The organism is Kitasatospora sp. NPDC059803 (assembly GCF_042732255.1).
Lineage (GTDB): Bacteria > Actinomycetota > Actinomycetes > Streptomycetales > Streptomycetaceae > Kitasatospora.
This window is the reverse complement of sequence record NZ_JBHWIJ010000023.1, coordinates 37889-49190: the sequence shown is the minus strand read 5'-3', so window position 1 is coordinate 49190 and position 11302 is coordinate 37889. Positions and strand designations below refer to the sequence as shown.

Annotated in this window: 14 protein-coding genes and 1 pseudogene; 5 read left to right on the top strand and 10 right to left on the bottom strand. The window is 71.7% G+C overall.

The annotated features are described in order from the left end of the window. Nucleotides 1-151 precede the first annotated feature (151 nt). The gene (locus ACFV6I_RS06285; protein ID WP_380423731.1) at nucleotides 152-691 is read left to right on the top strand and encodes an NUDIX hydrolase; all 540 of its coding nucleotides are present in this window, start codon (nucleotides 152-154) and stop codon (nucleotides 689-691) included. A gap of 43 nt (nucleotides 692-734) precedes the next feature. Continuing rightward, on the top strand, nucleotides 735-2012 hold the full coding sequence (locus ACFV6I_RS06280; protein WP_380423733.1) for a phosphotransferase: 1278 nt from the start codon (nucleotides 735-737) through the stop codon (nucleotides 2010-2012). Nucleotides 2013-2028: 16 nt separating this feature from the next. Here the strand turns inward: ACFV6I_RS06280 and ACFV6I_RS06275 are convergent, their stop codons facing one another. Both ACFV6I_RS06275 and ACFV6I_RS06270 read right to left on the bottom strand, forming a co-directional pair. Next, a complete protein-coding gene (locus tag ACFV6I_RS06275; RefSeq protein WP_380423730.1) occupies nucleotides 2029-2496 on the bottom strand; it encodes an NUDIX domain-containing protein in 468 nt (155 codons plus the stop codon). A gap of 97 nt (nucleotides 2497-2593) precedes the next feature. After that, nucleotides 2594-2791 carry a hypothetical protein gene (locus ACFV6I_RS06270; protein ID WP_380423729.1) on the bottom strand — a complete coding sequence of 66 codons (198 nt, stop codon included), beginning with the start codon at nucleotides 2789-2791 and terminating at the stop codon, nucleotides 2594-2596. Between the two features lie 118 nt (nucleotides 2792-2909). Between ACFV6I_RS06270 and ACFV6I_RS06265 the strand changes: the two genes are divergently transcribed. The 3 genes from ACFV6I_RS06265 (at nucleotide 2910) to ACFV6I_RS06255 (ending at nucleotide 5621) form a co-directional block, all read left to right on the top strand. After that, nucleotides 2910-3749 carry a helix-turn-helix domain-containing protein gene (locus ACFV6I_RS06265; protein ID WP_380423728.1) on the top strand — a complete coding sequence of 280 codons (840 nt, stop codon included), beginning with the start codon at nucleotides 2910-2912 and terminating at the stop codon, nucleotides 3747-3749. Then, on the top strand, nucleotides 3734-3940 hold the full coding sequence (locus ACFV6I_RS06260) for a DUF397 domain-containing protein (RefSeq protein ID WP_380423727.1): 207 nt from the start codon (nucleotides 3734-3736) through the stop codon (nucleotides 3938-3940). The genes ACFV6I_RS06265 and ACFV6I_RS06260 overlap by 16 nt, the downstream gene beginning before the upstream one ends. Nucleotides 3941-4121: 181 nt before the next feature. Beyond that, on the top strand, nucleotides 4122-5621 hold the full coding sequence (locus tag ACFV6I_RS06255; RefSeq protein ID WP_380423726.1) for a pentapeptide repeat-containing protein: 1500 nt from the start codon (nucleotides 4122-4124) through the stop codon (nucleotides 5619-5621). 131 nt (nucleotides 5622-5752) lie between these two features. Here ACFV6I_RS06255 and ACFV6I_RS06250 read toward each other — a convergent pair whose 3' ends face one another. From ACFV6I_RS06250 to ACFV6I_RS06215, 8 genes and pseudogenes are all read right to left on the bottom strand, one after another. Continuing rightward, nucleotides 5753-6337: a peptidase inhibitor family I36 protein gene (locus ACFV6I_RS06250; RefSeq protein WP_380423725.1), complete on the bottom strand. Its 585-nt coding sequence runs from the start codon at nucleotides 6335-6337 to the stop codon at nucleotides 5753-5755. A 448-nt stretch (nucleotides 6338-6785) separates the two neighbouring features. Then, nucleotides 6786-6959, bottom strand: a complete 174-nt coding sequence (locus ACFV6I_RS06245; RefSeq protein WP_380423724.1) for a hypothetical protein — start codon at nucleotides 6957-6959, stop codon at nucleotides 6786-6788. A 21-nt stretch (nucleotides 6960-6980) separates the two neighbouring features. Continuing rightward, the gene (locus ACFV6I_RS06240) at nucleotides 6981-7913 is read right to left on the bottom strand and encodes an alpha/beta hydrolase (RefSeq protein ID WP_380423723.1); all 933 of its coding nucleotides are present in this window, start codon (nucleotides 7911-7913) and stop codon (nucleotides 6981-6983) included. Beyond that, nucleotides 7910-8650 (bottom strand): indole-3-glycerol-phosphate synthase, encoded by a 741-nt coding sequence (locus ACFV6I_RS06235; RefSeq protein ID WP_380423722.1) that lies wholly within the window; start codon nucleotides 8648-8650, stop codon nucleotides 7910-7912. The genes ACFV6I_RS06240 and ACFV6I_RS06235 overlap by 4 nt, the downstream gene beginning before the upstream one ends. Next, a complete protein-coding gene (locus tag ACFV6I_RS06230) occupies nucleotides 8647-9372 on the bottom strand; it encodes an N-(5'-phosphoribosyl)anthranilate isomerase (protein ID WP_380423721.1) in 726 nt (241 codons plus the stop codon). The genes ACFV6I_RS06235 and ACFV6I_RS06230 overlap by 4 nt, the downstream gene beginning before the upstream one ends. Next, nucleotides 9369-10514 (bottom strand): acyl-CoA dehydrogenase family protein, encoded by a 1146-nt coding sequence (locus ACFV6I_RS06225; RefSeq protein ID WP_063352981.1) that lies wholly within the window; start codon nucleotides 10512-10514, stop codon nucleotides 9369-9371. The genes ACFV6I_RS06230 and ACFV6I_RS06225 overlap by 4 nt, the downstream gene beginning before the upstream one ends. A gap of 96 nt (nucleotides 10515-10610) precedes the next feature. Beyond that, entirely contained in the window at nucleotides 10611-10985 is a 375-nt protein-coding gene (locus ACFV6I_RS06220) for an ectoine synthase (protein WP_063352982.1), read from the bottom strand. 19 nt (nucleotides 10986-11004) lie between these two features. Next, a pseudogene (locus ACFV6I_RS06215) lies at nucleotides 11005-11302 on the bottom strand (hypothetical protein); the annotation flags it as partial.

Sequence of the window (11302 nt, the reverse complement as noted above, 5' to 3'; positions counted from 1 at the left end):
GCCCGGCTCCGCGCGCACCCCCCTTTTTCGCTGTTGCGCATGTCGTTGAGGGCGGAGGCCGGGCGGGCGGAGCCGACGGCGGCAGCGAGCGCGGAGGCCTGGGCGGCTCCAACGAGCGCCCGGAGTCAGGCCGGAGCCGTACAGTCCAGCCATGACCCACCCCGCCGCGTCATGGCGCGAGATCGAACGCACCACCATGTTCAGCAAGTTCGGCCGGTCCGTGGAACGCGTCGACTTCGAGCTGCCCGACGGACGGACGGAGGAGTTCTACCTCAAACGCGAGCGCCCAACCGGTGCCGTGCTCGCCCTCACTCCCGACCAGCACGTCATCCTCGCCCGCCAGTACCGGCCCGGCCCCGACCGCGTGCTGTACGAACTACCCGGTGGCTTCATCGAACCCGGAGAAGAGGCAGCCGAGGCCGTCGCCCGCGAACTGCTGGAGGAGACCGGCTACCAGGGCGAGGTCCACGCGGCCGGCCCGTACTGGCACGACGCCTACTCCACCGCCCTGCGCTTCGCCTTCTACGCCACCGGCTGCGCCAAGGTCGCCGAGCCGACCCCGGAGCGCACCGAGTTCATCGACGTGGTCACCCTGCCCCTGCCCGAGTTCCGCTCCACCGTGCTGCGCAGGGGCCAGATGACCGACACCGCCGCCGCCTACCTCGCCCTGGACCGCCTCGGGCTCCTCTGACCCGGGGCGTACGGGCGGGCCGGCGTCCCAGCCCACCCGCGGTCTGCTCACCGCCGTCGGGTACTTCGAGGACGCCACCGTGGAGACCGGCTGCACCTGGATCGTCCCCGGCTCCCACCGCGCCCCGTACGTGGGCGTCCCACAGCCCGACGGCGGCGGCACCTGGATGGACGAGCACCCCGAACTCTCCGGCCTCTCCGGCCTCTCCGGCCTCTCCGGCCTCTCCGGCCTCTCCGGCCTCTCCGGCCTCTCCGGCCTCTCCGGCCTCTCCGGCCTCTCCGACCAAGCCGTCCCGGTGCCGGTCCCGGTGCCGGTCCCGGCCGGCGGCGTCCTGCTCTTCGACGGGACCCGAACAGCAGCGGTTTCGGGAAAATCGCTGGCGGCGGTGGAGCCCGGCGTGAAGGCTCGCACCGTGGCCCTTCACGAGAACGAGATCTTCGCGGACCAGGCGGTCGTCCGCTCCCTGCTCCGGGAGCAGCGGCCGCACTGGGCCGGCCTGTCCGTCTCGCCGGCCGGCGCGGGCACGGACAACACGATGTACCGGCTCGGCGACGACCTGCTCGTGCGGCTGCCGCGCACCGCGCAGAGCGCGGAGTCCGTGCGGAAGGAGCAGACGTGGCTGCCGCGGCTGGCGCCGCACCTTCCGTGCCGTGTCCCGGAGCCGGTGCACGCCGGGACGGCGAGTGCCGTGTTCCCGCTCGCCTGGTCGGTGTACCGCTGGATCGACGGCGAGGAGCCCGGCCCGGGGTCGGTCACCGACTGGCCCGCCTTCGGGGCCGACCTGGCGGCGGTCGTCAAGGACCTGCACTGCGCCCCGCTCATGGGGGCCGTCCGCCACGGCGCGCTCAGCTGGTACCGCGGAGGCGACCTGCGCGACAGCGACGAGTCGATCACCGCATGCTTCGAGAAGTGCCGGACGATCCCGGGCCTGGACCTCGACATCGAGCACCTGCGGCACCTGCGGCGAAGTGCGCTCGCCCTGCCCGGGCCGTCCGGCCGCCAGGTGTGGCTGCACGGCGACCTGAAACCCTCCAACCTGCTCGTCCGGCAGGGCAGGCTGCACGCGGTCATCGACTTCGGATGCCTGTCGGTCGGCTTTCCCGACGCCGAGCACGCCACGGTGTGGGACCTTCCGACCCCGGCCCGCCAGGCGTACTGGGACGCCCTCGGCCTCGACGACGTGACGTGGCTGCGGGCCCGGGCGTGGGCGGTCGGCGTCGCAGTCGGCGGGCTGTCGTACTACTGGGACACCTATCCCGGCTTTGTCGGCGAATGCCTGGCGCGGCTGTCCGCGATCCTGGAGGCCGCCGGCGCGCGGTGAACCAGCACGGCGGTCCTCAGGTCGCGCGCTGTCCGTGGAGGAGGACGGGCAGCGCCCGGCCCGCCAACGCCTCGCTGACGCGGGCGAGTTGGGAGGGCGCCATGACGTCCGGGAGTTGGCGGGCGGGGACGAAGCGGGCGCCGAACAGCCCGCTCCTGCGCCGGGGTGGGACGGCGAGGCGGACGTCGTCATGCACGGTGCCGCCGTCGAAGACCAGGTTGAGGCGCTCCAGGTAGCGGTCGGCGGGGGTGAAGTCGACCGCGAGGACGTCGGCGAGGCGCAGGTTGAGCCCGGTCTCGACGTGCAGGTTACGGGCGGCGGCAAGGTGCGGGGGCTCGTTCGGCTTCGCGGCACCGCCGGGCAGGATCAGCCCGTCCATGTAGTCCGGATCGACGAGCAGGACGTCACCGCGCGGGTTGCGCACGAGGACGAGGCAGCCGAGCCGGCACACCGGCGGCTTGGCGAGCAGACGGGGGTCACGCATCGGGCGGTTCACCTTCTGAGGGCGGCGAGGAGTACGAGGGAGAAGCCCGCCAACCACAGGAGGCGGACGAGGAGTTCAGCCGTCATGCGTCCGGCGCTCACTCCCCCGGCCGCTTGTGGACCTCGAAGACGCGCCACGTTCCCCAGGCGTCGGAGAAGGAGCTGAACCCGCTGAGCTCACCGTCCGGTTGGCGCAGCCACTCCCGGGTGACCTCGTTGCGGACCCGGTAGAGGCGGGCCCCGGTGTCCCAGCGCACGCCGTAGCCGTGGAGGCGGGGAACTTGGGCATCGGCCATGGAAATAACCTTCCGCAATCAGTGTTTCACGTTCTGTGCACATGATGGCCCCGCACCACCTAGCATCGGAAGTGATATGCGACTTGCAGTCAGGCCAGCCGTGAGTTGGGGAAGCTCCATGAACAAGAAGACCATCGACCCGACCTCGTCCCCGTGGGCCGCCTTCGGAGTTCAACTCCGCAGGTCACGCGAAGCAGTTGGGCTCACCCAGGTCCAACTGGCGAAGAAGGTCGGGTGCACCGCATCGCACCTGTCCTACGTCGAACTTGCACACCGGCCCCCGAGCCTGCAGCTGGCGGAGCTCGCCGACCAGGAGCTCAAGACCGGCGGCACGCTGGTACTGATGTACTGGCAGCTCAAGCACACCGCATTGTTGGAGGGCTTCCCGGAGTACACCAACTACGAGGCCCGAGCGGAGCAGATCAAACTCTTCGAGATCAACGTCATCCCCGGGCTCCTACAGACACGGGCCTACGCCGCGGCGATCGAGGCCGGCTACGTCCGACAGGGCAGCACCTCTCCGGAACAGGCCGCCGAACGCGTCGATTTCCGGATCGCCCGACAGCAGATCCTGGACCGGACACCACCGCCGTTCCTGCACGCCGTGCTCGACGAAAGCTGTCTCAGCCGAATCATCGGGGGCCGGGAGGTCATGCTCGACCAGCTGACCCACCTCGAAGCGTTCGCCCGCCGACCGAACGTGGTGATCCAGGTGGCGCCGTACTCCCTGGGCGAGAACCGGCCGTTCATTCGTCCGGTGACGCTGCTTACCATGCCGAACCACAAAATGCTCGCCTACCTGGAAACTGAGCAGCGTGGCTACATCGACCGGGATTCTCAGCCGACCAGGGAACTGGACAGGAGCTACGATCGCCTTGTAGTCGAGGCCATGAACCAGGCCGACTCACTCGCAACGATCAGCTCGGTACGGAGGAAGCTCGAATGGATGTCGAACTGACTGACGCCTGCTGGAAAAAGAGCTCATACAGCAGTGGCGGCGGCCAGTGCATCGAGGTGGCCGAGGGTTTCGCCAACGTGACACCCGTCCGCGACTCCAAGGACCCCCACGGCCCCGCCCTCGTCTTCCCCTCTTCTTCCTGGCAGGCCTTCGTCACCGCCGTCCGCACCGGCGAATTCGGCGCCAACTAGGCCTACCGCTGGGCCTGCGACGGCTCCCCGCTCAAAGCCGCATGAGCCCCCGAAGGATCAACGCGGTGCTGCGCTAGGGTCTGGCGGCATGGGATCACCGAGGGACCCGGACGCCTCCGGGGAGTTTCAGCGGATAGCCGACTGCTTGGCGGGGCCGGGCGCCGACGCGCACCACGCCGGCTTGCAGGAGCTTGAGGTACTCGCCCGGGCACATCCCGCGCTGCGCCAGCCTGCCGCCGACGCCGTGTGCCGTTACCTGCGCGGCACGGTTGTGGAAGCTGTCGACAGTGCTGTCGCGGTTCTTGTCGCGCTGGCGCGGGGCGGAGACCACCTCGCCTTCGCCCTGGAAGGCGCCGTACTGCCGGACGTCGACTTCAGCGGCTGCTCCTTCGGCCCGGCTGTCTTCGCGGACGCCCACTTCCGCGGCCGCTGCGTCTTCGACGGCGCTCACTTCCGCGACGACGCGATCTTCGCGCGGGCCGTGTTCGAAGGCGAGGCGTCGTTCGCCGACGTCAGGTTCGGCGCAGACGCCCACTTCGGGCTGGCGCGGTTCCACTCCCCGGCCGGCTTCGCCGGCGCCCGGTTCGACCATCTGGCCTGGTTCGGCCGTGGTGAGGAGTCCGTCCAGGAGGACGACCCCCGATTCGAAGAGTTCGACGAGGACGGCGACCTGCCCTCTGACAAGCCGGATCCGTTCGGCGTCCAGATCCCCTGGCGCGAGCCGAACGAGGCCGATCCCAACTGGCCGAGCGCCGTGCTTCAAGAGGACTACCAGACCTGGTACGAGGGCAGCGACGGCACCTGCTTCCGGGATCGGGTGTCCTTTCGCAGCGCGCGATTCCACGGTCCGGCCTGGTTCTGGAAGGCACGGTTCGGGGCGGATGCGGAGTTCGGCGACGCCTGGTTCGGCGATCAGGTCCATCTCGACCAGCCGAGCGTGGATCTCACCGGCGCGACCGCGGACACTGTCGCCGACGAAGACGACGCTTCGGAAGTCGACGACGCGGAAGAGTCGTTCAGCCCTCAGCAATGGCCCTTCGGCTGGGTGCTGCGTCCCGGGGACAACGGGCCGGGCCGGCTGGTGACGGACGAGTCCGTGGCGCCCTACGCCCACCAGCTCGCCGACGCCGACCCGGCGGTGCGGCTGTCCGGACTGCACGTGCTCGACGCGCTCGGCCAGGCCCGCGCCGACCAGCGGGCCAGAATCGTCGACGCGGTCTGCGGATTCCTGAGGGCGCCGCTGGCGTTCGAGGCCGGCGATGAAGCCGCGCTCACCGCGGAGCAGGTGGCCGAACTGAGGCTACGGCGGACCGCGCAGCAGATCCTCACCGACCACCTCCGCCCTCACGACCCCGGGGCGGCGCCGGATTCCCCGCCGCGCGAACGGTTCTGGGACGGAGTCGATCTCAGCCTTTCCGCCGCCACTCTGATCGACTTCGACCTCAGCGACTGCCGGTTCGCGCGTGCGGACTTCATGGGCACTCAGTTCCACGGGACCACCAACTTGGAGCGAAGCGCGTTCAAGGCGCACTTCATGCTGCCGGGCGGCGGCGGATACGCCACGTTCCACGGCGAATGCCGCACCGCCGGCGCCGCCCTCACCGAGGGCTGGGCCGGGCAGAGAAGCGCCGACGAGACCCTCCAGCAGGTTCGGGCGCGGTCGGCCGAGGTGACTGTCTGAGTCAGTCCGCCAGCCGTCGACCGGCACCAGGCCGGGCGGCTGGATCTGGAGGCTGTCGAACCAGGCCGCGATCTCTTGCAAGAAGGCCCTGATCACGAAGATGGCCAAGTCATCTCCGACGAGGGCAGGGTCTACAGGTTCAGCCCCCGTGCGGCCTTCCAGCCCGCGCCCACGCACGCCCATCCTTCGTAGAGGCCGATCGCCTTGCTGGTGCGGTTCCACACCGTCCTGGCGGAGTCGATCCCGATGGGCGAACAGGAGTCCGCGTAGTCCGCCGCGCTCTTCGACCCGGAGAAGTTGTCGTTCTCCCAGAAACAGACCTTGCCGCTCTCGCAGTCGACGACCCGCACCGAATGGGCCCGGGCGATGTTGGCAAAGTTGTTGGGGCCCAGCAGGACGATCGGCTTGCCGGAACAGTCGGTGCTTTCGAACGTGGCCAGCCCTCCGGATCCGGGGTTGTGAACGGTCTTGGCCTGGGACGTGGTGCCGTCGGCCCAGGTGATGTCGAGGGAGAGGCAGGTGCCGTCCGCGGGGTTGGAGACCCGGTGGATCTGCCCCTGTCCGTCGAGCTGGTCCCACATGCACACGTCCTCGCCCCAGCACTGCTCGGCGGCGTTCGCGGGCGGGGTGGCCAGCAGTGCCGTTCCGGCGACCGTCACCAGTGCCACCCCGGCCAGACCGGCCCTGCGGGCCGCCCGTGCGAAGCGATTCCTCATGAACCCCAACTCCCTTGCCCGGCGCTCTCCGGTGAGGGCTGCGCTTGCGCACGCTCCACCCTTCGCGCCACTCGGTGCCACGTGTGTGGCTCTTGGTGAAACCAATACCGGAGGGTGGAATCCGCGTCGGGCGATACCAGGGCATTCACCTGAAAGAGTCCCGCCGGATGCCCGTTCGGCCGCGACGGGGATCGGGGAACCGGTGTTGCTGCGAGAAGTCCTGCCCGACCATGGCCGGGGCGGCTGTTGCACAGGCGGTCGCGGTCGCGGCGTCCCATCTTGCGTGAGAAGTCGGCCCCTCCGACTTCTCACGCAGCCGTCCGCTGCGCAACGACGGCCGGGCCGGCAGAGCCGTTGGCCACGAGACGTCAGAGCATCTTGGCACCAAGGCAATCCGCTTCACGCGCCCCGGCGGCGTGCCGATGGGCGCGGGCGATGGCGCAGTGACCTACTCGGCGGCCTCGGGCATGGCGGCCGGCCCGAGGTCGCCGTCGGGCTCGCGGGTGATCAGGGCCAGCAGGGCGGGGCCGGCGTGGACCTCGGCGCTGTGGCGCCGCCGGGTGAGCAGCAGCGCGCTGGGGGCGGGGTCGTCTAGGGCCACCGCGCCGCGGGCGGTGTCCACGGGCTCCCACCCGTCCTGCGGTCAGCCGGCGGCGGCCAGGGCCGGTTCGGGGGCGGCTGTGGCGGGCTGGGGCCGGGGGCGGGTGAGGCATTCGTCGGTGAAGGCGAGGGCGCGCAGGTGGTAGGGGCGGGCGGCGTGGCCCAGGGAGAGGTTGTGGCCGGCGCGGTGGGCGGTGACGAGGTGGGCCAGGCCCGGGGGGAAGGCGGCGGTGAGGGCGGTGCGGTGGGAGGGCTCCAGGCGCCACCAGGCCTCGTGGTCGGCGAGGGTGAGGCGCACGGGCACGCGTACGCGGGCGGCCAGGGCGCTGTAGCGGGCGGGCCAGGTGGCCAGTTCGCGGGATTCGAGGGCGGGGACGGGGGTGAGCAGGGTGCGGGCGGCGTGGAAGGTGCCGGGCGGGTAGAGGCCGAGGGGGCCCCAGTTGAGGCGGCCGCCGCCGGCGAGGTCGTCGGGCCGGTCCCACGCGCCGGGGGCGTAGTGCTGGGCGAGGCCGGAGATGTCGGCGCCGAGCAGGGGCAGGCGGGGGTCGGCGGGCCAGTGGGCGGCGAGGTGGAGGGCGATCTTGCCGCCGAAGGAGTGGGCGAGGAGCTGGACGCCGGCGCCGACGGGGTGGGCGCGGGCGTAGTCGGTGAGGGCGGCGTGCAGGGTGGCGGCCTGGTCGGCGATGAGCTGGCCGTCGGGCAGGCGGTGGGCGGAGGCGCCGTGGCCGGGGCGGTCCAGGGCCAGGACGGTGTAGCCGAGGTCGGCGGCCAGGGTGAGCAGGCTGGTGTCGGGGTGGGCGGGGCCGGCGAAGTAGGCGGCGCGCATGCCGCGGCCGTGGATGGCGAGGAGGACGGCCTTGGGGGCGCGGTCCTGGGGTTCGGCGACGAGGGCGGAGACGGGGATGCCGCCGGCGTCCAGGACCAGGGAGCGGGTGGCGAGGCGGGGGTTGGGCCGCGGGTTCGGACGGAAGCTCATACGGCGGCCCCGGCGCGGGCGGTGGCTCCGGCGCGGGCGGTGGTCCCGGCGCGGGCGGTGTCGAGGTCGGTGAGCCAGCCGGTGAGGTCGCTCTGGCGCATCAGCGTGGTGCCGATGAGCAGTCCCGCGTAGCCGGCGTCCAGGAGGCGGGCGGCGTCGGCGGGTTCGGTGATGGCGGAGGCGGAGACGGGGGCGCGGGTGCCGGTGGCGTGCAGGGCGGGCAGCAGGCGCAGGCTGCGTCCGAGGTCGCCGCGGTCGCGTTCGCGGGTGCGGATGTCCTTGTTGTTGACGGCGATGACGCAGTGTTCGGGCTGGGGCAGGTGGGCGAGTTCGTGTTCGCCGGTGATCTCGACGAACGGGGTCAGGCCCAGGGCGAGGGCGGTGGTGACCAGGCGGTGCAGGGAGGTGGCGGGCAGCAGGGCGGCGGTGAGCAGGACGGCGGAGGCGCCGAGGGCGGCGGCGGCCTCCAGTTGGGCGGGGCGGGTGAGGAAGTCCTTCTGCAGGACGGGCAGGTCGGTGGCGTCGGTGACCTCGCGCAGCAGGCGGGGGGTGCCGCCGAACCAGCGGCCGGTGACCACGGACAGGCAGGGCGCGCCGGCCTGTTCGTAGCGGGTGACGAGGTCGGTGACGGTGCGCGGGCCCAGCAGGTCGGTGCCGTGCGGGTCGCGGAGTTTGACTTCCATGATCAGGGGGCGTCTCGCGGCCAGCAGGGCGTCGAGGAACCGCGGGGCGCTCATACGTGAGCCTCCTTGGGGCGGGGGTGCCAGGCGTGGGCGAGGGCGGTGACGGCTTCGTGGGTGAAGTCGCCGGCCCGGTTGCGGGCGGCGGTGTCGATGTCGGCACCGGCGTACAGGGGGTGGTCGGTGACGGTGCGGTAGGTGTCGCGGTTGGCGGCGTTCAGGCCGCCGGCGAGGAGGAAGGGGATGGTGAGGCGGGGCAGCAGGGTGTGGACGTCGGCGGGGGCCAGGGGGTGGCCGGTGGAGCCGACGCGGCCGTCGTCGGTGACGGTGTCCAGGAGGAACAGGTCGCAGCCGGCGCGTTCGAAGGCGCCGATGAAGGGGCGTTCCAGGCAGCGGCCGCGGGAGAGGTGGAGGACTTTGACGAGGACGGCGTAGGGCAGGTGGTGGCGCAGTTCGGTGACGAGGGCGGGGTTCTGGTAGGCGTGGAGCTGGATCCAGCGGATGCCGGTGGCGCGGGCGAGGCGGGCGAGTCGGTCGGCGTCGTCGAGGAAGGTGACCAGGACGGGTTCCAGGCCCAGGCGGATGGCGGTGGCGGCGAGGTGGGCGAGGTGTTGTTCGGAGAGTTCGGCGGGGCCGCCGGGCACGCCGTGCCACAGGCCCACCAGGGTGGGGCCGGATTCGGCGAGGAGGGTGAGGTCGGCGCGGGTGCGGGCCCCGCACACCTTGAGGTGGCGGGGCCGCGCGGGCGGCAGCGGGCGGGGCGGGGCAGGGGCGCTCACTTGCCGAGTCCGAGCATGGCGGCGATGCGGTTGTACTGGATCTCGTTGCTGCCGGAGTAGATGGTGCCGGCGACGGCGTTGCGCACGTCCTTCTCCAGCCCGTACTCCGACATGTAGCCGTTGCCGCCGAAGACCTGGACGGCGGCCAGCGAGGTGGCGAGGTTGGATTCGCTGGTGAGGAGTTTGGCGATCGCCATGTCGACGGTGACGTTCTCGCCTGCCTCCAGGCGCTGGGCCGTGTCGTAGAGCCACTTGCGGGCGGTCTCCAGGCGGATCTTGGTGTCGACGATCTTGTTGGCGACCGACTGGTAGGAGCCGATGGGCTTGCCGAAGGACATGCGGGTCTTGGCGTAGTCGAGGCAGCGGGCCAGGCGGTGCTGCATCTCGCCGGTGTTGACGATGAAGGAGTAGAGGATCTCGCGTTTCATGACGTGGTCCAGGACGAGGAAGCCGCCGCCGACGCGGCCCAGGACCCGGGAGGCGGGCACCTTGACGTCGTCGAGGTAGACCTCGGACAGCGGTGAGGTGCGCAGGCCCATCTTCTTGATGGGGTTTCCGGTGCTGATGCCGGGCATGTCGCGGTCCAGGAGGAACGCGGTGACGCCGAGCGCCCCGCCCTGGGGGTGGGTGCGGGCGTAGACGACGATGACGTCGGCGACGGGGCCGTTGCTGACGAAGGTCTTGGCGCCGTTGAGGACGAAGTGGTCGCCGTCGCGGATCGCGCGGGTGCGCATCTGCATGGCGTCCGAGCCGCCCTCGGACTCGGTGATGGCGTGGGCGCCGATGGCCTCGCCGGAGGCGATGCGCGGCAGGTAGGCCTCTTTGAGGGCGGGTGAGCCGAAGGCCTGGAGGGGGACGCCGGTGGAGGCGAGGGAGGTGGTGACGGAGAAGTTGAGGCCGCCGTCGCGGCAGGTCTGCCCCAGGCCCTCCAGGACGTACATGGTGGTGAGCAGGGACTGGCCCAGCCCGCCGTAGCGTTCCTCGAAGGGCAGGGACAGGATTCCGGTCTTCTGGACGAGGCGCCACTTGTCGTGGGAGAAGGCGGCCTGTTCGTCGCCTTCGATGTGGCCGGCGCTCAGGTCGTCGCCGAAGCGGGCCAGGCCCTCGCGCAGGGCGTGCTGGTCGGCGTTCCAGCGGATCATGGACGTGCCGCCTTCCTCCCGGGCCCGCGTGCGGGGCCCGGGGTGGCAGGCCGGCGCGCGGGGCGCCGGCGCGTGACTCGAAGGGGGGGGCTTCGCCTAGTAGGCGGAGGAGGAGGAGGCGTCGAGCTGGTGGACCTCGTCGCCGCGCAGGGCCGGGGAGAAGACGCAGACCAGGCGCAGGTCCTCGTGGGGGCTGGCGACCAGGTAGTGGGCGTCGTGCTGGTCGAGGGCGTAGAGGCGGCCGGGGGTGATGGGGTGGGAGGTGCCGTCCATGGCGATGACCTCGCCGGAGCCGGCGATGCAGTAGCACGCCTCCAGGTGGTTGCGGTACTCCAGGCGGGACTTGGTGCCGGCGTTGACGATGGTGTCGGTGAGGGTGTAGCCGAGGTTGTCGCCGGCCACCAGGAAGCGGCGGGACAGGCCGTTGCCCCACTCGACGGTCTGGACGTCGTCAAGGTCGCGGATCAGCATGCTGGTTCTGCCTTTCGTGTCAGCGGGCGAGGGTGGTGGTGCCGGGGGTGGTGCTCGTGCTGGTGGTGCGCGGTGTGGCGGTGGTGCGCGGTACGGCGGTGGTGCTGGTGGTGGTGCGTCCGGCCGTGGCGGGCTGGGGTGGCCCGGGCGGGCGGAGGTCGTGGAGGAGGGCGCGCAGCGCCTGGGCGGCGTCGCGGCCCTCGGTGAGGGCGGTCTCGATGCGGGCGACGGCGGCGGAGCCGACGATCGCGGCGGGGGGGGCGCCGGGGGGGGGCCCGCCCGCCCGGGGGGGGGGGGGTGGCGGCCGACCCCCAGGG